This is a genomic window from Amycolatopsis kentuckyensis (genome assembly GCF_041679295.1).
Lineage (GTDB): Bacteria > Actinomycetota > Actinomycetes > Mycobacteriales > Pseudonocardiaceae > Amycolatopsis > Amycolatopsis kentuckyensis_A.
This window is the reverse complement of the sequence record NZ_JBGDMD010000009.1, coordinates 163,881-183,551: the sequence shown is the minus strand read 5'-3', so window position 1 is coordinate 183,551 and position 19,671 is coordinate 163,881. Positions and strand designations below refer to the sequence as shown.

21 protein-coding genes are annotated in these 19,671 nt (G+C 70.7%); 10 read left to right on the top strand and 11 right to left on the bottom strand.

What is annotated here, in order from left to right:
* Positions 1–6: 6 nt before the first annotated feature.
* From boxB to ACERZO_RS35075, 5 genes are all read right to left on the bottom strand, one after another.
* Positions 7–1,428, bottom strand: coding sequence for a benzoyl-CoA 2,3-epoxidase subunit BoxB (boxB, locus tag ACERZO_RS35095; RefSeq protein ID WP_372670106.1), 1,422 nt, complete (start codon positions 1,426–1,428; stop codon positions 7–9).
* A gap of 5 nt (positions 1,429–1,433) precedes the next feature.
* On the bottom strand, positions 1,434–3,053 hold the full coding sequence (boxC, locus tag ACERZO_RS35090; protein WP_372670104.1) for a 2,3-epoxybenzoyl-CoA dihydrolase: 1,620 nt from the start codon (positions 3,051–3,053) through the stop codon (positions 1,434–1,436).
* A 32-nt stretch (positions 3,054–3,085) separates the two neighbouring features.
* Entirely contained in the window at positions 3,086–3,523 is a 438-nt protein-coding gene (locus ACERZO_RS35085; protein ID WP_372670102.1) for a hypothetical protein, read from the bottom strand.
* A gap of 82 nt (positions 3,524–3,605) precedes the next feature.
* Positions 3,606–4,508, bottom strand: a complete 903-nt coding sequence (locus tag ACERZO_RS35080) for a GNAT family N-acetyltransferase (RefSeq protein WP_372670099.1) — start codon at positions 4,506–4,508, stop codon at positions 3,606–3,608.
* Positions 4,509–4,659: 151 nt separating this feature from the next.
* A complete protein-coding gene (locus ACERZO_RS35075) occupies positions 4,660–7,086 on the bottom strand; it encodes a beta-glucosidase H (RefSeq protein WP_372670097.1) in 2,427 nt (808 codons plus the stop codon).
* 74 nt (positions 7,087–7,160) lie between these two features.
* On the opposite strand from ACERZO_RS35075, the gene ACERZO_RS35070 reads away from it, so the two are divergent.
* Both ACERZO_RS35070 and ACERZO_RS35065 read left to right on the top strand, forming a co-directional pair.
* A complete protein-coding gene (locus ACERZO_RS35070; protein ID WP_372670095.1) occupies positions 7,161–7,730 on the top strand; it encodes a TetR/AcrR family transcriptional regulator in 570 nt (189 codons plus the stop codon).
* A gap of 50 nt (positions 7,731–7,780) precedes the next feature.
* Positions 7,781–8,485 carry an MBL fold metallo-hydrolase gene (locus ACERZO_RS35065; RefSeq protein ID WP_372670093.1) on the top strand — a complete coding sequence of 235 codons (705 nt, stop codon included), beginning with the start codon at positions 7,781–7,783 and terminating at the stop codon, positions 8,483–8,485.
* Position 8,486: 1 nt separating this feature from the next.
* On the opposite strand, the gene ACERZO_RS35060 is transcribed toward ACERZO_RS35065, so the two are convergent.
* Together ACERZO_RS35060 and ACERZO_RS35055 are read right to left on the bottom strand one after the other, a co-directional pair.
* A complete protein-coding gene (locus tag ACERZO_RS35060) occupies positions 8,487–8,870 on the bottom strand; it encodes a PPOX class F420-dependent oxidoreductase (protein WP_372670090.1) in 384 nt (127 codons plus the stop codon).
* A 19-nt stretch (positions 8,871–8,889) separates the two neighbouring features.
* On the bottom strand, positions 8,890–9,477 hold the full coding sequence (locus tag ACERZO_RS35055; protein ID WP_372670088.1) for a dihydrofolate reductase family protein: 588 nt from the start codon (positions 9,475–9,477) through the stop codon (positions 8,890–8,892).
* A gap of 87 nt (positions 9,478–9,564) precedes the next feature.
* On the opposite strand from ACERZO_RS35055, the gene ACERZO_RS35050 reads away from it, so the two are divergent.
* Positions 9,565–10,020 (top strand): winged helix-turn-helix transcriptional regulator, encoded by a 456-nt coding sequence (locus ACERZO_RS35050; protein WP_372670086.1) that lies wholly within the window; start codon positions 9,565–9,567, stop codon positions 10,018–10,020.
* Here the strand turns inward: ACERZO_RS35050 and ACERZO_RS35045 are convergent, their stop codons facing one another.
* Complete coding sequence (locus tag ACERZO_RS35045) at positions 10,021–10,467, bottom strand: MarR family winged helix-turn-helix transcriptional regulator (protein ID WP_372670084.1); 447 nt, start codon at positions 10,465–10,467, stop codon at positions 10,021–10,023.
* Positions 10,468–10,516: 49 nt separating this feature from the next.
* On the opposite strand from ACERZO_RS35045, the gene ACERZO_RS35040 reads away from it, so the two are divergent.
* The 4 genes from ACERZO_RS35040 (at position 10,517) to ACERZO_RS35025 (ending at position 15,745) form a co-directional block, all read left to right on the top strand.
* Entirely contained in the window at positions 10,517–10,984 is a 468-nt protein-coding gene (locus ACERZO_RS35040) for a DUF1579 family protein (protein ID WP_372670082.1), read from the top strand.
* A 374-nt stretch (positions 10,985–11,358) separates the two neighbouring features.
* Complete coding sequence (locus tag ACERZO_RS35035) at positions 11,359–13,284, top strand: ABC transporter ATP-binding protein (RefSeq protein WP_372670409.1); 1,926 nt, start codon at positions 11,359–11,361, stop codon at positions 13,282–13,284.
* 104 nt (positions 13,285–13,388) lie between these two features.
* Entirely contained in the window at positions 13,389–14,864 is a 1,476-nt protein-coding gene (locus ACERZO_RS35030) for a WS/DGAT/MGAT family O-acyltransferase (RefSeq protein WP_372670080.1), read from the top strand.
* Positions 14,864–15,745, top strand: coding sequence for an alpha/beta fold hydrolase (locus ACERZO_RS35025; RefSeq protein WP_372670078.1), 882 nt, complete (start codon positions 14,864–14,866; stop codon positions 15,743–15,745). Before ACERZO_RS35030 ends, ACERZO_RS35025 begins: the two co-directional genes overlap by 1 nt.
* Here ACERZO_RS35025 and ACERZO_RS35020 read toward each other — a convergent pair.
* Positions 15,729–16,484, bottom strand: coding sequence for a 2-keto-4-pentenoate hydratase (locus ACERZO_RS35020; RefSeq protein ID WP_372670076.1), 756 nt, complete (start codon positions 16,482–16,484; stop codon positions 15,729–15,731). The two genes, ACERZO_RS35025 and ACERZO_RS35020, sit on opposite strands and share 17 nt — an antisense overlap.
* A complete protein-coding gene (locus ACERZO_RS35015; protein ID WP_372670074.1) occupies positions 16,481–17,272 on the bottom strand; it encodes a 2-keto-4-pentenoate hydratase in 792 nt (263 codons plus the stop codon). Before ACERZO_RS35015 ends, ACERZO_RS35020 begins: the two co-directional genes overlap by 4 nt.
* A 139-nt stretch (positions 17,273–17,411) precedes the next feature.
* Here ACERZO_RS35015 and ACERZO_RS35010 point away from each other — a divergent pair, with 139 nt between their 5' ends.
* The 3 genes from ACERZO_RS35010 to ACERZO_RS35000 are packed head-to-tail and all read left to right on the top strand — an operon-like array spanning position 17,412 to position 18,971.
* Entirely contained in the window at positions 17,412–17,915 is a 504-nt protein-coding gene (locus tag ACERZO_RS35010; protein WP_372670071.1) for a VOC family protein, read from the top strand.
* A gap of 57 nt (positions 17,916–17,972) precedes the next feature.
* A complete protein-coding gene (locus ACERZO_RS35005; RefSeq protein ID WP_372670068.1) occupies positions 17,973–18,545 on the top strand; it encodes a hypothetical protein in 573 nt (190 codons plus the stop codon).
* Positions 18,546–18,569: 24 nt separating this feature from the next.
* Entirely contained in the window at positions 18,570–18,971 is a 402-nt protein-coding gene (locus tag ACERZO_RS35000; protein WP_372670066.1) for a CoA-binding protein, read from the top strand.
* A 104-nt stretch (positions 18,972–19,075) separates the two neighbouring features.
* On the opposite strand, the gene ACERZO_RS34995 is transcribed toward ACERZO_RS35000, so the two are convergent.
* Entirely contained in the window at positions 19,076–19,603 is a 528-nt protein-coding gene (locus tag ACERZO_RS34995; protein ID WP_372670064.1) for an NHL repeat-containing protein, read from the bottom strand.
* Between the last annotated feature and the right edge of the window lie 68 nt (positions 19,604–19,671).

Below are 19,671 nucleotides of genomic sequence, written 5' to 3'. Positions count from 1 at the left end.
GACCTCCTACGTGAGGTGCACGTACTCGTAGTCGAAGGGCTTCCCGTTGATGCCCTGCCGCGGCGGGGCCACCCAGCTCGCGATCTTCCCCCGCTCGTACACCGGGTGCATCAGCGAGCGGACGAACGCGAGGTCCTCGGTGGTGGGCAGCCACTTGCGTTTGCCGGCCTCCCAGGTCGCCTCGTCGACGATGGTGCCGTCGGGAGTGACGTGGTGGCCGGAGTTTATGCCGACTTCGCGGTTGAAGCCAGGGTGCGGCAAGCGGAACGTGTGGTCGATGCCGGCCTCGGCGAGGATCTTGTTCCAGCGGTTGACGCCGGTCTGGCAGTCGGCCACGTACTCGCTGCGCAGGTCGAGGTTGAGCAACAGGATCGCCTGCAGCTCCTCGGACGTCCAGGTGCCGTCGGCGGCCGGCTTCTCCAGCGTGCGGGCGTCGTCGGTGAGCTTGTGGTCGTCCTTGCGGCGGGTCTCCTGCCAGCGGCCCTTCAGCCCGGCGGTGTAGTAGTTCGCCGCGTTCGTCGACGTCTCGCTGCCGAACAGGTCGAGCGAGACGGTGTAGTGGAAGTTGATGTACTTCTGGATGAGGGCCAGCGGGATGCCGCCGTGCGGGCCGATGTCGAGCGTGTCGTGCTCGCGGATCAGCTCGGCGCTGCGGGTCACCACGCGGTCGACGCCGGTGGTGCCGACCATCATGTGGTGCGCCTCCTCCTTCAGCATGAACTCGCAGGTGCGCGAGAGCGGGTCGAAGGAGGACTCCTTGAGCGTGCCGAGCTGGTACTTCCCGTCGCGGTCGGTGAAGTAGGTGAACATGTAGAAGGCCAGCCAGTCGGCGGTCTCCTCGTTGAACGCGCCGAGGATGCGGGGCGCGTCGGGGCTACCCGAGTTGCGCAGCAGGAGCCCTTCGGCCTCGTCGCGGCCTTCGCGCCCGAAGTAGGCGTGCAGCAGGTACACCATCGCCCACAGGTGCCGGCCCTCTTCGACGTTGACCTGGAACAGGTTGCGCAGGTCGTAGAGGCTCGGCGCGGTCAGGCCGAGGAGCTTCTGCTGCTCGACGGACGCCGGTTCGGTGTCGCCCTGGATGACGATCAGCCGCTGCAGGTCGGCGCGGTACTCGCCGGGCACCTGCTGCCAGACCGGCTCGCCCTGGTGCTCGCCGAAGGCGATCCGCCGGTCCGGGTCGCGCTCGGCGAGGAAGATGCCCCAGCGGTAGTCCGGCACGTTGACGTGGTCGAAGTGCGCCCAGCCCTCGCGGCCGACGCTGACGGCCGTGCGCAGGTAGACGCCCTGGGTCTCCAGCGTCGGGCCCATCTCGCCCCACCAGTGCATGAACTTCGGCTGCCAGCCCTCCAGCGCGCGCTGCAGCCGCCGGTCCTCGGAGAGGTTGACGTTGTTGGGGATCTTGGCGTCGTAGTCGATCTTCTCGGGCATCTGCGCTAGACCCGCTTCCTGTCGAAGACGGCCTTCTGACCGGTACCGTATCGGCGCAGCGCGCCTTCCGGCCCGGACGCGTTCGGCCGGGTGAAAATCCAGTTCTGCCAAGCCGCCAGCCGGCCGAAGATCTTGGTCTCGATGGTCTCGGGACCGACGAACCGGTGGTTGGCCTCCATGCCGGTGAGGGCGTCCGGCGACAGCGACGCCCGGCCTTCGAGCGCGATCCGGATCTCGTCCTCCCAGTCGAGGTCGTCCGGGGCGTCGGTGACCAGGCCGAGTTCGACGGCCTCGGCCGCACTCAGCTCGTGGTCCTTTTCGCGCGCGAGCCAGGCGAGGTGGTCCTCGTCGCCGTAGAAGCGCGTCTGCAGGCGGGTCAGGCCGTTGCCCATCGGGAACGGGCCGAAGTTGGCTTCGGACAGGCGGATCGTGGCTCGCTCTTCGGAATCTTCGTCGTCGATCGGCGGGCCGTCGAGGATGTACTGGCGGTCGGCGGCCAGCGCGAGTTCCAGAAGCGACCCGGCGAAGCAGCTGCCGGGCTCGATCAACGCGATCAACGTGCGGCTGGTGACGTCGAGCCGCTTGAGCGTGCGCTTGAAGTAGTGCGTGATCTCGTTGCCCAGCCAGTCCTTCGAGCCGAGGACGGCCTGCTCGTGCGCGAGCACCTTCTCCGGGTCCCCGATGGTCTTCAGGATCCACGTGCCGGCTTCGACTTCGTTGGTGCGCAGCCGCAGGATGGCGTCGTCCAGCTCGCGGGTCATGGCGAGGAACCAGCCGTCCGCGCCTTCTTCGTGCAGGTCACCGGGGTCGTTTTCGGGACCCTTGACGGTGATCGTGACCTGGTCCTTTTCGACTTCGATGTCGACATGGCGATGTTCCAGCGGCGTCAGCTCGATGCCACCCTCACCGGTCCGGTCGGACTCGCGGGCGATCTCCCGGGCGCGCTTCGCCACGGCCTCGCGGAACCCCTGGCGCGGCACCAGTTCGTCGACCAGCCGCCAGTCGACCGCCGTCTTGCCCTTGACGCCGTCGGGGCGCGTCGCGAAGACGTCGGCGAGGTCCTTGCGCACCCGCCGCTTGTCGACGACGCGGGTCAGCCCGCCGGTGCCGGGCAGGACGCCGAGCAGCGGCACCTCCGGCAACGCGACCGTCGAGGAGTTGTCGTCGATCAGGAGGATCTTGTCGCAGGCCAGCGCGATCTCGTAGCCGCCGCCGGCGCAGGTCCCGTTCACCGCGGCGACGTACGTCTGGCCGGAGTGCTCGGTGGCGTCCTCCATGCCGTTGCGGGTCTCGTTGGTGAACTTGCAGAAGTTCACCTTCCAGTGGTGCTCGGACGCGGCGAGCATCCGGATGTTCGCGCCGGCGCAGAAGACCTTGTCCTTCGCGCTGGTCACCACCACCACGCGGACCTCGGGGTGTTCGAACCGCAGCCGCTGGGTGGCGTCGTACAGCTCGATGTCCACGCCGAGGTCGTAGGAGTTCAGCTTGAGCTCGTAGCCCGGGACCAGCCCACCCTGTTCGTCGACGTCCAGCTCCAGCCAGGCCACCTCCCCGTCGACGTGGAGGCGCCAGTGGCGGTACTCGTCCGGACGGCGGTCGAAGGCAACCGGTGTGGTGGTGGTCACTCACCCGAGTGTCTACATAGTTCCGACGAACGTCAATGTTGTGTAGAAATTTGATCTCGCGAGGTCACCCGGTTGAGCGCCGCCCACGCCCACGTTACGAACACCCACAGGGCGAGCGCTGCCGCCGAGTCGGTGAAGATCGTGGCGAACCAGAACGCCGGGACGTTGACGTCGCCGACCAGGAAGTGGCCCGCGCTGGCCAGCCCGGACAGCGAGTAGACCAGCAGGAACACGAGCGCCCGCGGGTAGTTCCGGCGCAGGTACGCCCGGTAGCCGAGCCAGCCGAACGCCGTGAACAGCACCCAGCCGAACGCCACGACGACCTGCGTGACCAGCAGCGGAACGCCGGGGAGCGGCGGGTAGTCCGCCGCCCGGACGACGTTGTGCGCGTAATGCAGCGTGGTGCTGAGCAGCGAGAAGCCGAGGATCACGCGAAGCGGTGTCAAGCCCTTTTCCTGCAGAACGTCCATCATGCGCCCCCGATTTGATAGATCGCTCTAGCGACGGTACCGCGCGGCGGCCGCGCCGGGCAAGACGCGGCCGCCGGCGGTGTCACACGAGGTCGATGCGGTGCTGCGTCACGGGGTAGCCCGCCTTGGCGAACGCCTTCGCCATCGGGACGTTCCCGACGTCGGTACCCGCGACGATCTGCTCCGCGCCGTACCCGACGAGGTCGTGCGTGGCCTCGACCAGCAGGTCGTAGGCGTAGCCCTGCCCGCGGTGCTCGGGCACCACGGCGATGTACCCGACGACCGGGTCGTACGCGTTGCGGCTCGGCAGCGTGAGGCCGACGAGCTCGCCGCCGGGCGTGTACGCCAGCCGCCACCAGTCCCGGGGCGCCGGCATCCACTTCATGATGTCGAGGTCCTCCCGGGCGGCGGCGTCGAGGCCGTGCTCCTCGACCGTCTTGCGGACGTGCGCGTCGAGGCTGCCGACGTGCACGCGCTTGAAGACGTCGAGGATGACGTCGTCGTCCGGCTCGGGCCGGAACTCGAGCCGGCCCGGCTTCTCCGGCAGGCCGTTTTCCGGCGTCCAGCAGAACCGGTAGCGCTCGACGAGCTTGCGGTAGCCCGCCTTCTCGGCCGCTTCGAGGCGGATGGTGACCTCGTGCGCGACGTCGGGGTCGTCCTGCCACGCGGGCGGCGTGGTCAGCGAGTACTCCGCGCGCAGCGGCACCTTCTTCAGCAGCTCGACGCCCGCGTCGAAGTCGGTGAAGTCGAACCAGTCGAGCGCGATCGGCGTCTCGTCCTTCGGCGTGCCCCACCAGGCGGCCCGCGCCACGACGACGTCGTCGCGCAGGGCGACCCAGACCCACTCGGGCCGGTACTCGCCCTTGGCGGCCATCTCGGCGAAGTCGTTGCCGAACAGCTTGCGGCCGACGAGACCGCGGTCGGGCAGGGAGGTGAACAAGGCTTCTTCGCCCGCTTCGAGCGGGCGGATGACCAGATCGGTCACGGAATTCCTTCCAGGAGTACGCGCTCCCGGTCAGATACCCGGCACCCTCGTTCCGAGGTGGGAGCGCGTGATCGGTTGGGTGATCATCGGTCCCACCTCCTTTCGCTGATCATGGGTGCCTGCGTGAAATTAGAGCCTTCCGCACCGGGCGTCAACGTATTTTCTGGAGGACGACCCGCGTGCTCAGCCGCGGCTGGTCGTAGGAGTGCGACGCCTCCAGGACGTACTCGCCGGCGATGTGCTGCCAGCCGTCGCGCCAGACCTCGGCGGACCTCGGCGCGATGACGATGTCGGTCTCGACGGCCTCGCCGGGCCCGGCTTCGACGCTCGCGAAGCCGGCGAGCCAGCGGGGCGGCCGGTCGCCGCGCTCGGTCGGGGCCAGGTAGAGCTGGACGACTTCGCGGCCCCTACGCGTCCCTGAGTTGCGTATGCGGACTCGGACGCGCGCACCGCCTTCGTCGTCCGGGTAGCAGTCGAGTTCTTCGTACACCCAGGTCGTGTAGCCCTGGCCGTGGCCGAACCAATACGCGGGTTGGGTTTCTGCGCGCGCCCAAGCGCTGTAGCCGATGTAGACGCCTTCGCCGTACTCGAGAACGCCTTCTTCCGGTGTCACGTCGGTCACCGGCGCGTCTTCGAGCTTCGCCGGCCACGTCGTCGGCAAGCGGCCGCCGGGCTCTTCGCGACCGAAGAGGACGTCGGCGAGCGCGTCGCCGCCCGCCTGGCCGGGGAACCAGGTGAGCAGCACCGCGGCGACGTCGGCGCGCCACGGCATCTCCACGGGCGAGCCGGCGTTCACGACGACCACGGTGTTGGGGTTGGCCTTCGCGACCCGCGCGACGAGTTCGTCCTGCCTTCCCGGCAGGGCCAGGGAAGTCCGGTCGAAGCCTTCGCTTTCGACCTCGGCGGTGGTGCCGACCACGACGACGGCGACGTCCGACTTGCCCGCCAGGGCAACGGCTTCGTCGAGCGCGGCGTCCGGGGCGGGCACCGGGCCGCGGTGGCCGAGCGCGAAGGTGACCCAGGCGAACGTCCCGCGCGCGAACTCCGCCATCTCCGACGGGATCCAGTACGTGAGGCTGACGTCGACCAGTTCGGCTGCCGCCAGCTCGATCTCCCGCCGTTGCTCCCGGACCTGCATGATCGACGTGAAGACGTCGCCGCCTTCGGGCAGGTTGACGCCGTCGAAGAGGGTTTGGCCGCCGACGGTGAGGCGCAGGTCGCCGGGGCCGGTGACGGCGAAGGTGTGCGTGCCGCTGCGTTCGGGCAGGTAGGTGCCGTGGATCTCGACCGACGCGAGCGTGGCCAGGTCGAGTCCTTCGGGCAGTTCCCCGATCCAGTTGATTTTGGCTTCCCTGAGCGGAAATTCAGCCAATCGGGTGCCGTCCGCGGCCTTGGCGGTCGCGCGGAGCCGGAAATTGTCGGTGGCCGGCGGTAGCGTCGTTCGCGGATCGGCACCGATGGCGAACGCCAGGTCGGTGCCCGGGGGAACGGCCTTGCGGAGGCCGTCGAGAGGGGAGACGACGTGATCGGGGAACACGGTGGCACTGCCGCCGCCGAGGATCTTGGGGTCCGCGGCCAGCGCGCCGATCAGGGCGATGCTCTGCGGCTGCTTGAGCGGGAGCACGCCGGTTTCGTTGCTGAGCAGCACGAACGACCGGTGCGCGACCTCGCGCGCGACCGCGTCACCGTCCACTTGGGACTGACTGGCCGCCGGGCCGCCGTCGAGTGCGCCGGTCCGGTGGGCCAGCAGGAGCACGCGGCGGACCATGTCGTCGACGACCTCTTCGTCGACTTCGCCGCCGCGCACGGCTTCGGCGAGCTGTTCGCCGAAAACCGTGCGGGGGCCGGGCATCGCGACGTCGAGGCCGCCGTTGGCGGAGGCGACGGTGTCGCGCGCGGCCAGCCAGTCGGAGACGACGAAGCCGTCGAAGCCCCATTCGTCGCGCAGCACGTCGTTGAGGAGTCCGGCGTGCTGGGTCATCGTGGTGCCGTTGACGCTGTTGTAGGCGGCCATGATCCCCCACGGCTTCGCCCGCCGGACGATGAGTTCGAAGGGTGCGAGGTAGAGCTCGCGCAGGGCGCGTTCGCCGACGTGGACATCGGCGGTGAAGCGTTCGGTCTCGAAGTCGTTGGCGACGAAGTGCTTGACCGTGACGGCGACCCCGCCGTCCTGCACGCCGGTGACGTAGCCGGCGCCGATCATCCCGGTGAGGAGGGGATCTTCCGAGTAGCACTCGAAGTGGCGGCCGCCCAGGGGCGAGCGCTGGAGGTTGACCGTCGGGGCGAGGAGCACGTGCACCCCCTTGCGGCGGGCTTCCTGCGCGAGCAGCCGGCCGACGCGCACGGCCAGCCGCGGGTCCCAGCTCGCGGCGAGCGCCGTCGGGCTGGGGAGCGTCACCGAGGGGTCGTCCGGGCTCCACCGGACCCCGCGGACGCCGACGGGGCCGTCGGAGAGCACGAGGGAGGCCAGGCCGAGGTCCGGCAGGGCGGGCAGGCTCCAGACGTCCTGGCCGGCGAGCAGGCTCGCCTTGGTGTCCAGGTCGAGCCCGGCCAGCAGCGCATCGACGTCGAAGCTCATGGGCGCCTACTGTACCTGGCGACGAGTAGTGAACGTTACGGTTTCGTGACAGCGCGTCCCGTAGGCTCGGGATCATGACCCGGGCCAGGGGCGCCGACCGCCGCGCGAGCATCGTCCGAGCGGCGTTCGAGGTGATCGCCGAACGCGGCTACCGGGGCACGTCGCTGGCCGCGGTGGCCGACCGCGTCGGCCTGACGCAGCAGGGGTTGATGCACTACTTCCCCACGAAGGAGGACTTGCTGACGGCGGTGCTGGAGACCCGCGACGAGTGGGACCTGCTGCACTTCGGGCACGCCGAGTCGTCGATGACGGTCAACCAGCTGGCGGACCTGGTCGACTACAACGCGACGCGCGCGGGGATCGTCCAGACGTACACGGTCTTGTCGGCCGACAGCGTCACAGAGGACCATCCGGCACGCGAGTACTTCCACGACCGCTACCAGCGGGTGCGCGCGGGCATGACCCAGATGCTGGAACGCCACCGCGACGAGCTGCCCCCGGGAACGACACCGGAACAGCTGGCCCCGATCGCGATCGCGGTCCTGGACGGGTTGCAGTTGCAGTGGTTGCTGGACCCGTCGGAGGTCGACATGTCGGCGGGGTTCCGCACGTTCTTGACCCTGCTGGGCATCAAACCGGACTGACAGCTCCCGGCACGATTGCGCCGGCCGAAGCCACCTGGCACGGTGTTCCGATGCTGAAGCAGGTAGCCGACGACGTCTGGGTCCGGCAGAGCGAATGGGTCTGGAGCAACACCACCGTCATCCGAGCGGACGACGGCCTGGTCCTCGTCGACCCCGGCATCACCGGCGCCGAACTCGACGCGCTCGCCGACGATCTGGACCAGCTCGGCCTCCCCGTGGTCGCCGGGTTCTGCACCCACCCCCACTTCGACCACCTGCTCTGGCACTCCCGCTTCGGCGACGTCCCCCGCTACGCCACCCCCGACGCCGCTCAAGTCGCCACCGAAGCCCGCGAACGCGCGCAAGCCATGGCGGCGGAGACCGCGCCCGACATCCCCCTCGACCTCGTTGCGCTCGTGACCCCGCTGCCGAAGGACAACCCACTGCCCGGCGAACTCGTCGAGCACGACGCCCACGCCGTCGGCCACGCCGCCCTGCTCCTCGCCGACCGCGGGGTCCTGCTCGCCGGCGACATGCTCTCCGACGTCCTGATTCCGCTCCTCGACCCCCGCCGCTCCGGCCAGGAGGACGCCTACCCAGCAGCGCTCGACCGGCTGGAAGAAGCCGCTCGGCACATCGACGTTCTCGTCCCCGGCCACGGCTCCATCGCCGAAGGGAAAGACATCGCCGCCCGCTTCACCACCGACCGCGCCTACCTCGAAGCGCTGCGGCGCGGCGAAGAACCGGCCGACGAGCGCTGGGGAAAACGCAAGTGACTCACCCCATCCCGATGCTCTGCCGCTCGACCTCGATCAGTCCGACCACCCGCACCTGCTCGCGCGGATAGCTCTGCCCGAGGTACTTCGTGGCGATGCGGTCGACGATCTCCCAGCCCGCGTCGCCGTCGACCCACTCGACCACGCGGCCGCGGATGATCACCGGCTCGAACGGGTTGTCCACCGGGGTCAGGGACAGCGCCACCCGCGGGTCGCGGCGCAGGTTGCGGGCCTTGCGCGAGTCCGGCCCGGTCATGATCGCGATGTGGTCGCCTTCCGGGTCGACCCACAGCGGGATCGAGTGCGGGGCGCCGTCGGGCAGGACCGTGGCCAGGTGCGCCACCACGTTCGTCGAGAGGATGCGGCGGACGTCTTCGTTCAGCATGGCTTTCTCCTTTGCAGGTTCAGGCGACCGAGTAGTGGAGGTGGGTGACGCCGGGGGCGGCGACGGCTTCGACCAGCCGCAGCCGCACGTGCGCGGGCAGCTCCTGGAAGAACGACCGCCCGCCGCCGAGTAGAACCGGGACCTGGTGGAGGACGACCTCGTCGACCAGGCCCGCCGCGAGCGCCGACGTCAGGACCCCGCCGCCCATCAGGCCGACGTCCTTGCCGCCCGCTGCCTCGCGGGCGGCCTCGATGGCCTCCTTGATGTCCCCGACCAGCGTCTGCTGCGGCGTCAGCTCCGGTGCCGGCCGGTGGCTGAGCAGGAAGAGCGGGGCGTTCGGGTGCGGGCTGCCGCCGCCGAAGTGGTCCGAGTCCTCGTAGGTGTTCCGGCCCGCGACGATCGCTCCGACGCGCCCCGCGAGGTCGTCGAAGACGCGGGCGCTCGGTTCGCTGAGCTTGAAGAAGTCGAACACGCGGCTCTGCGTGCCGCCGTCGGTGTACCAGTCGAAGAGCGTCCCGCCGTCACCGAGGCCGTGCCCCGGACCGGCGCCGCGGCCGGTGATGTACCCGTCGACCGACACGGCGTGGGCGCTGAAGACCTTGCTCATCGCGATCCTTTCGGAGTTCCTTGAGGAGACTCCGTAACCGTAGCAGGACAAGTTCCCTAAGGGAACCCCGAATGCTAAAGTGGCCTCATGCAGCGCACGAACTTCAGCGAACTGGCCGCGTGCTCGATCGCGCGCACGCTCGACGTCATCGGCGAACCGTGGTCGCCGCTGATCCTGCGGGACGTCTTCGCCGGGTTCAGCCGGTTCGAGCAGATCCAGGCGGACCTCGGCATCTCGCGCAAGGTCCTCACCGAGCGGCTCCACCACCTCGTCGAGCAGGGCGTCCTCGAGCGCCGGCCCTACGACCGGCGGCCGCGCTACGAGTACGTCCTGACCGAAAAGGGCGCCGAGCTGGTCGACATGCTGATGGTCATGACCCGCTGGGGCGACAAGTGGCTCGCGGGCGAAGCCGGCCCGCCGGTGCTCTACCGCCACCACACGTGCGGCGAGATCAGCAGCGTCGAGCTCCGCTGCGCGCACTGCGGCGAACCGATGAACGGGAGCAACGTCGACCCGCTCCCCGGCCCCGGTGCCGGCTTGTGATTAGAGCAACCGCGGCTGCGCCACGACCTCGCGCAGCCGGCGCAACGTCCGCAGCGTCGTCTCCAGGTCCTCTTGGGACACCGCGCCCGCCACGTCCTCCGCCCACGCGACCTGCGCCGCCCCCAGCTCGCGCATCGCCGTCTTCGCCCGCCGTGTCAGGCACAGCAGCGGCGCCCGAGCGTCGGCCGGGTTCGGCACACGGTCGAGCATTCCGTTGCGCAGCAAGCGGTTAACCGTCTCCTGGACGCTCTGGCGTCGCAGCCCGCGGCGCCGCGCCACCTCGGCCGCCGTCGCCGGGCCGTCCTCGAGGAAGCCGAGGACCTGCCACTGCGCCGCCGTGAGCCCGACCGGCTCGGTCAGCGCGTCACCCGCCGCCAGGAAGCCGCCGTTGCAGGCGAAGACCGCGTCGATCACCCGGGTGAACGTCTCGGCTCGATGGGACCGCATGCGTGCTAGTCTCGCACATCGACAGGTACCTGTCGAAATGGAGACGACCATGGACATGCCCACCCTCGGCCCCGCGCACGACGCGCTGAAGGCCTTCGCCGGCGACTGGACCGGCACCGAGGAGCTCGCCGCTTCACCGTGGGCGCCGGCCTCGACCGCGCGCGCCGAGTGCCGCTATCGCCTGGAGCTCAACGGTTTCGCACTGGTCCAGGACTACCGGCAACTGCGCGAAGACGGCACGGAGTTCCTGGGGCACAACGTCTTCACCGTGGACCCGAAGACCGGCGAGACACTCTCGTACGGCTTCGACAGCTACGGCTTCCCGCCCGAGTCGCCCGCTCGCGGGGACTGGTCCGGCGCGACGCTCGTCCTGGACAAGCGGACCGCCCGCGGGGTGGCCCGGCACCGGCTCACCCCGGACGGCGACACCCTGACGCACGAAATCGACGTCAAGATGGGCCAAGACCGCGAATTCAGCCCATTCCTGCGCGCGCGGTACACCCGCGAAAACGGGTAGGAGGAAACAGGCGACGCCCCTCCCCCCTTGCACGAGGACGTCACCTGTTTCCGGTCTCTGCCACCACATCCGCAGACCTGCCGACCCGGGCGGCCCAGCGGCGGATCAATTTCACAACAATTATTAGTTATTCGGTGTCGCTCGATTCGGGGTTCTTCAGCGAGTGTGTCCCCGATACTCGCGAAGGCCCAGAGAAATCGATTACTTTCACCCGAACGGCCTAGCGCCCGCACCCGCTCACCGGTGCCCCGGCCGACCTCGGAGCTCCGGAATTGTCGTACCCCCGGAGTAGAGATGGATGCGTGCGCAGACCCGCCGGAACACCCCAGGACGCCCCGGACTCGCCCCCGCTGATCGGGGTCGAGAACGTGAAGATGCCCGAATGGGCACGCGTCGACGAACGCGTGGCCCAGGCCGGCTTCGGCCAGGCCGTGCGCGCGTTGCCGACCGCGATCGCCGTCGTGCTGCGGCTGGCTTGGCGGACCTCGCCACGGCTGACGCTGCTGGCCGGCTTCGTGCACGTCGTCTCGGGCTGCGTCACGGCGTTCGGGCTGCTCGCCACCGCGAACGTCTTCACCGCGCTGCTCGAACAGGGCCCGACCCCGGACCGGGTGCTGCAGTCGCTGCCCGCGATCGCGGTCGTCACCGGCTCGTACGCGGCACGCGCGTTGCTCGACGCCGCCGTCGCGGCCGTCGAAGGCGCGCTGCGGCCCCGCGTCACCGCGGCGGCGGACGACGCGGTGACGGCGGCGGTCGTGCGCGTCGGGCTGATCGCGTTCGAGGACGCCGACTTCCGCGAGCTGGCGCGGCAGGGCGCGCGGTTCGGCGTCCGGGCGATCGAGACGAGCCTGCGCCGGCTGGCCGACCTGACGTCGTCGGTCATCTCGCTGGCGGCGGCGATGCTGACGGCGGGGCTGCTGAACCCGTGGCTGGCGCCGGTCCTGCTGCTCGCCGCGGCCGCCGACGGCTTTGCCGCCGCGCGCATCGCGAAGCTGAACTACCGGCACTTCATCGACACGGTCGGGCGCAACATCCGCAAGTCGGTCGTCGAAGAGGTCGCCACCTGGCGGTCGATGGCCCTCGAACGGCACGCGCTGACGTTGCAGGAGCCGCTGCTCGGCGAGTACCGGCGCATCTCGCGCAGCCTGATGCGCGAGGAGGTCCGGCTGGCGCACCGCAGCAACCTGGTGCGCACGACCGGCCGGGCGGCGGCCGGGTTCGGCACCGCCGTGGCGTACCTGGTGCTCGGCTGGCTGCTCTACTCCGGCGGGATGGAACTGGCGCTGGCCGGCACGGCGGTGCTGGCGATGCGCACGGCGTCGACGGCGCTGTCCAACACCATGCGCGCGGTCAATTCGCTGTACGAAGACTCGTTCTACATCGGCTTCTACAACCAGCTGCTGGTGGAGTCGGTGCGGCGGCAGCCACCGCCGGCGGCGCTGCCCGCGCCGGCCGACCCGGCCGAGATCCGGCTGGAGGGCGTCTCGTTCACCTACCCGGGCGGGCAACGACCGGCGCTGCGGGACATCTCGCTGACGATCCGGCGCGGCGAGGTGGTCGCGCTCGTCGGGGAGAACGGGTCGGGCAAGACGACCCTCGGCAAGCTGCTGACCGGGCTGTACCCGCCGGACGAAGGCGTGGTGCGCTGGGACGACGTCGACCTCGCGCACGCGGACCCGGCGTCGGTGCACGCGAACATCGCGGTGATCGCGCAGGAGCCCGCGGAGTGGCCGATGACGGCGGCGAACAACGTCACGGTGGGCCGCCTCGGCCGCGCGGACCCCGGCGGCCGCGCGTGGCGCGAGGCGGTGGGCTACTCGGGCGCGGACGAGGTGATCGAGTCGTTGCCCGCCAAGGAGAACACGATGCTGTCCAAGAAGTTCGACGAGGGCCACGACCTGTCCGGCGGCCAGTGGCAGCGCATGGGCATCGCCCGCGGCATCTACCGCGACGCCTCGGTCCTGGTGGCCGACGAGCCGACGGCGGCGCTCGACGCCCGCGCGGAGGCCCGGGTGTTCGCCGGCCTGCAGCACGCGAGCGCGTCCCACCACGGCAGGCGCACGACGATCCTGGTCACCCACCGGCTGGCGAACATCCGCTCGGCGGACCGGATCCTGGTGCTGGACAAGGGAAAGCTGATCGAGCAGGGCACCCACGAGGAACTGATCAGAGAAGGCGGGGTGTACCACGAGCTCTACGAAATCCAGGCGCGCGCCTACCGCGCCGGCGCGGAGGTCCCGGCACCGCGCACCACGAGCGCGCGGAACGAGCCCTCGCCCGGCGCGACGCCCTCCCGGTGAGCGTCCGGGTGTCCGCCGAAGGGGCGTCACCCGGCCCCCCAGCCAGCGGATTTACCCCGCCGATCCCCCGGGGCAGACTGGCCTGCCGAGCCCGAGGAGGCCTGATGCGCCAGCTCACCGCCCTGGACGTGCAGTTCCTCAACGCCGAGTCGACCACCACCACCGGGCACGTCGGGGGCCTCTCGATCCTCGACCCCCTGACCGCGCCCGGCGGGAGGCTCACCCTCGACGGCCTGCGCGAGCTCATCGGCTCGCGGCTGCACCTCGCGAAACCGCTCCGCTGGCGGCTGCTGCCCGTGCCGCTCGGGCTCGACCACCCCTACTGGATCGACGATCCCGAGTTCGACCTCGAGTACCACGTCCGCGAGATCGCGCTGCCCGCTCCCGGCGACGCGCGGCAGCTCGGCGAACAGATCGCCCGGCTCACCGCGCGGCCGCTGGACCGGCGGCGGCCGCTCTGGGAGGCCTACCTCATCCACGGCCTGCAGGACGGCAGCAAAGCCGTCTACACGAAGGTCCACCACTGCGCGATCGACGGCGTCTCCGGGGCCGAGCTCATCGGCGTCCTCATGGACACCACCGCCGAACCCGGAGCCACCGAACCGCCGAAGAAACCGCAGAAGGAGCCCGTCCCCACGCCCGTCGCGCTCGCCCTGAACGGGACGAAGAAGCTCGTGCTGCACCCGGTCAAAGCCGCGCTGCAGGTCCCGAAGCTGCTGCAGCACCTCGACGAGGTCCCCGGGCTCGGGCGCTACCCCGGCGTCGGGCTGCTCGCGAAGGCCGGCAGCGTCCTCAACCGCGTCACACGTCAGGGCTCCGGCCGGCACGAGGCCGCCCGGCCGCGGCTCATCGCGCCCGAAACGCCGTTCAACGGGCCGATCAGCCCGCACCGCCGGTTCGCGTACGGCTCGCTGCCCCTCGACGAGGTCAAGCACATCAAGAACACTTTCGGCGTCACCGTGAACGATGTCGTGCTGGCGTTGTGCGCGAGCGTCATGCGCCGGTGGCTGGCCGACCACGACGCCCTGCCCGACCAGCCGCTCGTGACGCTCGTCCCGCTGTCGGTGCGCACGCCCGAGCAGGCGAAGGACGCCGGCAACCAGGTCTCGGTCATGCTCGCGCCGCTGCCGACGCACCTCGCCGACCCCGCCGCGCGGCTGGCCGAGGTCACCAGCGCGATGGTCGCCGCGAAGCAGCGGTACCAGCCGCTGCCCGCGTCGTGGCTGGTCGACTTCAGCGGGATGCTGCCGGCCGCGCTCGGCGGGCTCGCCGCGCGCGCCACGATGAAGTTCCTGGGCGCCACCGCGCCCGTCGTCAACCTCGTCGTGTCGAACGTGCCGGGCTCGCAGCAGCCGCTGTACCTCGCCGGCGCGCGGCTGCTCGCGAACTACCCGGTGTCCGCGATCACCGACGCCAGCGGCGGGCTGAACATCACCGTGATGTCCTACGACGGCAAGCTGGACTTCGGGCTCGTCGCCTGCCGGGAGCTGATCCCGGACGTCTGGGACCTGATCGATCACCTGCACGACGCGCTGGCCGAGCTCACCAAGCTGGCCGCCGAGCACGCCCGGGAGGCCTGATGGCGGAGCAGGTCACCGAGGTCGGCGGGATCGAGCTGTGCCACGAGTCCTTCGGCGATGCGGCCGGCCGGCCGCTGCTGCTGGTCATGGGCCTCGGCGCGCCGATGATCTGGTGGGACGAAGAGTTCTGCGAACTCCTTGCGGCACAGGGGTTCCACGTCATCCGGTTCGACAACCGCGACGCCGGGCGGTCGAGCCGGATGCGGGGCCGGGCCAACCTCGCGCAGGCGTACCTGCTGCACAGCGCGCCCTACTCGCTGGCGGACATGGCCGCCGACACCGCCGGGCTGCTGGACGCGCTGGGCATCCCGGCCGCGCACGTCGCCGGCGCGTCGATGGGCGGGATGATCGCGCAGACCCTGGCGATCCGGCACCCCGCGCGGGTGCTATCGCTGACGTCGATCATGTCCAGCACCGGCGGTCGGCTGGTCGGCCGCCCGAGCGGCAAGGCGATGTCGATGCTGCTCAGCGCGCCGCCGCGCAACCGCGCGGACTACGTGGAAATGCTCGTGCGGACGTTCCGGCTGATCGGCTCGCCCGGCTACCCGTTCGACGAGGCCCGCATGCGAGACCGCGCGGAGCGCACGTTCGACCGCGGCGTCCACCCGGGCGGCACGCTGCGCCAGCTCGCGGCGATCATGGCCGAGCGCGACCGGGCCCCGCGGCTGCGGAAGGTGCGGACACCCGCGTTGGTGATCCACGGGGCTCGCGACCCGCTGGTCCACGTCTCGGGCGGCCGCGCGACGGCGAGAGCCATCCCGGGCGCCGACCTCGACGTCGTCCCGGGCATGGGCCACGACCTGCCCCGCGCGGTCTGGCCGCGGATCGTGCGCGGCATCGCGCGGATCGCCGACCGCGCCGACGTCACCCGGAGAGCGTGATCGAGCCCAGGTGGGAGAAGTGGGCCGCGACGCGGGATCCGCGCCGGAGCGGGACCGCGTCCGTCATGCCGCCCGTCAGCACGAGCCAGCCCGGCTCCAACGCCAGCCCGCGCGCGCCCAGCGCGTTCGCCGCCAGGGCCAGCGCCTCCGCCGGGTGGCCCTGGACCGCCGCGCCCGTCGCCGTGTCGACGATCTGGCCGTCGACCTCCAGCAGCGCCGCCTCCAGCGAAAGGTCCAGCGACGCCGGCGGCAGCCCCACCGGCCCGACGCTGAAGTACGCCGACGAGCCGTTGTCCGCGACGGCGTCCGGGAGCGTGAAGCGGTAGTCCGCGTACCGGCTGTCGATGATCTCGATGCCGCCGTAGACGCGGTCGACCGCGGCCAGCGCCGTCGCCGCCGTGACACCCGGGCCCGCCAAGCGGTCCCGCAGCACGAAGACCAGCTCCGGCTCGGCGCGCGGGTGGATCAGTTGCGGCACGGGGACCCCGGCCGGAAGCACCATCGCGTCCGTCAGCCAGGCCAGCAGCGGCGCGTCGATGCCCATCCGCTCCTGCTTCGCCCGGGACGTCAGGCCCAGCTTGAGCCCGACCAGCGTCTCGCCGCGGGCCCGTCGCTGCCGCAACGCCTCGTCCTGGATCGCGTACGCCGTGTCGACGTCCAGCTCCGGCCACTCCTCGGACAGCGGCGAACGCTCCGAAGTCGTCCCCAGCAGCGCGGTGGCCGCCTCGCGCACGTTCACGATTCCTCCGAAAAGACCGCGGTGACACTGCCCAGGCCGGCGATGGTCGCGACGATCGTGTCGCCCGGCGACACCGGGATCGCGCGGGTCATCGAGCCCGGCAGCACGACGTGCCCGGGCTCGAGGGTGACGCCCAGCGGCCCGACCGTGTTCGCCAGCCACACGAGCGAGTTCAACGGCGACCCGAGCACCGCGCCACCCGCGCCCGTCGCCGCCACCGCACCGTTCTGGTACAGCACGCAGCCGGCGAGCCGCAGGTCGGCGTCGCGCAACGCCGTCGGACGGCTGCCCAGCACGACCCCGCCCGACGACGCGTTGTCGGCGATCGTGTCGAACAGCGAAATCTTCCAGTCCTGGATCCGCGAGTCGACGATCTCCAGCGACGGCAGCACGAAGTCGACCGCGCGCACCGCGTCGGCGACCGTGACGCCGGGGCCGCGCAACGCCGAGCCGAGCACGAACGCGATCTCCGGCTCGATCCGCGGCTGCAGGAACTCCGTCGTCGGGATCGGCTGGTGCTCCAGGTGGAACATGCTGCCGGTGAGGTGCCCGTAGTCGGGCTGGTCGACGCCCATCTGCCGCTGCATCGCGGCGGACGCGAGCCCGACCTTGTGCCCGCGGACGGCGTCCCCGCCCTCGACCCACTGGCGCACCTGCTCCTGCTGGATCCGGTACGCGTCCTCGATCCCCGCGTCCGGGTAGGTCTTGATCAGCGGCTCGATCGGTTCGCGCGTCGCGTAGGCCCGCGCCAGTACGGCGGCGGCCTCCTGCACCAAGCTGGCATCCACGCACCGGACTCTGCCGTGCGGGCACCCCGCGCACAAGCCTGGCTGTTCCGGCCAACGGAACTCTCGCCGTGCAATGTCTTGCGCGCGAGATAAATCGGGCGTAGCGTGAACGTCACCACCAGGAAGGGACGTGAGGGACATGGCACCGACCCAGGCCGAGGTCACCAAGCTCGCCGAAATCCGCGACGAACTGCGCGAGCGCCACCTGCACCCGGCCGCCGACCGCCCGGCGACGAACGGGCGCGGCATCCACCACACCGCGCTGATCTCCAGCGACGTCGAGCGGACCATCGAGTTCTACCAGGACATCCTCGGCTTCCCGCTCACCGAGCTGATCGAGAACCGCGACTACCCCGGTTCGAGCCACTTCTTCTTCGACGTCGGCAACGGCAACGCGGTCGCGTTCTTCGACCTGCCCGGCCTGGACCTCGGCCCGTACGCGGAAGTCCTCGGTGGACTGCACCACCTGGCCCTGTCCGTCACGCCCGAACGGTGGAGCGCGATCAAGGACAAGCTCGACGAAGCCGGCGTGCAGTACCTGCTGGAGAGCAGGACCTCCATCTACCTGTCCGATCCGGACGGTGCCCGCGTCGAGCTGATCTCCGACCCGCTCGGGGAGATGTACGGCGAGAAGATCGGCTGAAAGCGTGTTCCGGGCGCCGCGTGCCGCTTACCCTGTGCGCGACGCCTGGAGGTCCCCATGTCCGACTGGTCGCTTTCCCGCGCGAAGGCGCGGCTCGATCGCCGCGAGCTGCTCGACGAACTCACCGCGCGCACCCGCTTCGAGGTCCGGCTGCACCTGAACGAGCCGGCGACGAACGGCGCCTACGACGAGCTGACGAGCATCTTCGCGATCGGGCACGGCGAATGCGCCGCGCTGCTGGCCCACCACCGGCTGCTGCCGTGGTGGGAGCGCTCGCTGCTGTTCCGGTACGCGCGGCGCGTGCACGGCAAGGCGATCATGCGCAGCGTCGGCGTGGTGCCCGCCGAGGTCGCCCCGCAGGCCGCCCGCGCGTTCGGCGCCGAGATCGCCGAGCTGGCCCCCGATTCCGGCGACACCGGCGCGAAGTACGACCTCCAGGGCCGCGGGCTGCTGACGGTGTTCCGCATCGCGGTCGGCGCCAAGGGCGCGGTCTGGCCGGACCAGCACGAGGTGGCGACGACGTCCGCCCGCAACATCCTGACGTGCGCCGCGACGTTCGCCCGCCGCAAGCCGTGGCACGTGATCTGGCCCGTGTACCGCGTCCGTGGCCTGCGGCTCTGGAAGCTTTGACGCCCGCTGGGCGTTCTGGTCGGTATGAAGGCAGAGGAAATCCTCGAAGGCGCGAAGACGATCGCCGTGGTGGGGCTGAGCCGCGATCCGGCCAAGGCCGCGCACGGCGTACCGGCGGTCCTGCAGGCACACGGGTTCCGGATCATCCCGGTCCACCCGACGGCGACCGAGCTGCTCGGCGAGAAGGTCTACCGGTCGTTGAAGGACATCCCGGAACCGGTCGACCTGGTCGACGTCTTCCGCCCGTCCCCGGAGGCGCCGGGCATCGCGCGTGAAGCCGTGGAGATCGGCGCGAAGGCGTTGTGGCTGCAGCAGGGCATCATCTCGGCGGAGGCGCGCCGCATCGCCGAGGAAGGCGGGCTCGAGTACGTCGAGAACCGCTGCACCGCCGTGGTACGCGCGACGGCCGCGATCTCGAAAAACTAGAGTCGCGGGTTGCCGAGCAGCCCCGGCCGCAGTGAATGACCCATTCACCTCTCCCGACGACATGAATGACCCATTCATGTCGTCGGACCGGCGTACTGCTGCGGCTAGGCCGACGCTCCGAAGTGGACAATGCGGTGGTTACCGGTCTCGGCGACCCAAACCCCACCGACGCCGTCGTCCGCCATGTCGCGAGGGGAGCTGATCGGCTCGGTCGTGTCGGACAGCGCCGCGCCCGTGCGGGTGTCGAAGCGGGCCACCCGCCCGGTGTCGTCGACCAGCAGGCGCCCCGCGTGGTCCAGCGCCAGTCCGCGCGGCCGGTCCAGCCCGCCGAACTCGCGGACGAACCCGCCCCACCACGAAAACTGCACCACGCGCCGATTGCCCGTGTCGGCGACGTACACGTGACCCGCCGCGTCGACCGCGACCCCTTCCGGCCCCTTGAGCCGGCCGGCCAGGACCCGGACGAGTGCACCGTCGCGGGTGAACGCCTGGACGCGGTCGTTGCCGGTGTCCGCCACCCACACCCGGCCGCGGACGTCGACGGCGATCCCGGACGGCGCGCGGAACTGGCCCGGCCCGGCGCCGGGCCCGCCGAACGCGCGCGGGAGCGCCGCGACTTCACTGGTGGCCACGGCGTCAGGATCGCCGACCGCGAGCCACGGCGGCCAGTAACGAAACGAGTGTTCAGCGACTGTTCGGC

Bases quoted from the DNA above. Each gene is read 5' to 3' on its own strand.
- boxB (WP_372670106.1), bottom strand. From the start codon at position 1,428: ATGCCCGAGAAGATCGACTACGACGCCAAGATCCCCAACAACGTCAAC.
- ACERZO_RS35085 (WP_372670102.1), bottom strand. From the start codon at position 3,523: ATGGACGTTCTGCAGGAAAAGGGCTTGACACCGCTTCGCGTGATCCTC.
- ACERZO_RS35075 (WP_372670097.1), bottom strand. From the start codon at position 7,086: ATGAGCTTCGACGTCGATGCGCTGCTGGCCGGGCTCGACCTGGACACC.
- ACERZO_RS35070 (WP_372670095.1), top strand. From the start codon at position 7,161: ATGACCCGGGCCAGGGGCGCCGACCGCCGCGCGAGCATCGTCCGAGCG.
- ACERZO_RS35065 (WP_372670093.1), top strand. From the start codon at position 7,781: ATGCTGAAGCAGGTAGCCGACGACGTCTGGGTCCGGCAGAGCGAATGG.
- ACERZO_RS35060 (WP_372670090.1), bottom strand. From the start codon at position 8,870: ATGCTGAACGAAGACGTCCGCCGCATCCTCTCGACGAACGTGGTGGCG.
- ACERZO_RS35055 (WP_372670088.1), bottom strand. From the start codon at position 9,477: ATGAGCAAGGTCTTCAGCGCCCACGCCGTGTCGGTCGACGGGTACATC.
- ACERZO_RS35050 (WP_372670086.1), top strand. From the start codon at position 9,565: ATGCAGCGCACGAACTTCAGCGAACTGGCCGCGTGCTCGATCGCGCGC.
- ACERZO_RS35045 (WP_372670084.1), bottom strand. From the start codon at position 10,467: ATGCGGTCCCATCGAGCCGAGACGTTCACCCGGGTGATCGACGCGGTC.
- ACERZO_RS35040 (WP_372670082.1), top strand. From the start codon at position 10,517: ATGGACATGCCCACCCTCGGCCCCGCGCACGACGCGCTGAAGGCCTTC.
- ACERZO_RS35035 (WP_372670409.1), top strand. From the start codon at position 11,359: ATGCCCGAATGGGCACGCGTCGACGAACGCGTGGCCCAGGCCGGCTTC.
- ACERZO_RS35030 (WP_372670080.1), top strand. From the start codon at position 13,389: ATGCGCCAGCTCACCGCCCTGGACGTGCAGTTCCTCAACGCCGAGTCG.
- ACERZO_RS35025 (WP_372670078.1), top strand. From the start codon at position 14,864: ATGGCGGAGCAGGTCACCGAGGTCGGCGGGATCGAGCTGTGCCACGAG.
- ACERZO_RS35010 (WP_372670071.1), top strand. From the start codon at position 17,412: ATGGCACCGACCCAGGCCGAGGTCACCAAGCTCGCCGAAATCCGCGAC.
- ACERZO_RS35005 (WP_372670068.1), top strand. From the start codon at position 17,973: ATGTCCGACTGGTCGCTTTCCCGCGCGAAGGCGCGGCTCGATCGCCGC.
- ACERZO_RS35000 (WP_372670066.1), top strand. From the start codon at position 18,570: ATGAAGGCAGAGGAAATCCTCGAAGGCGCGAAGACGATCGCCGTGGTG.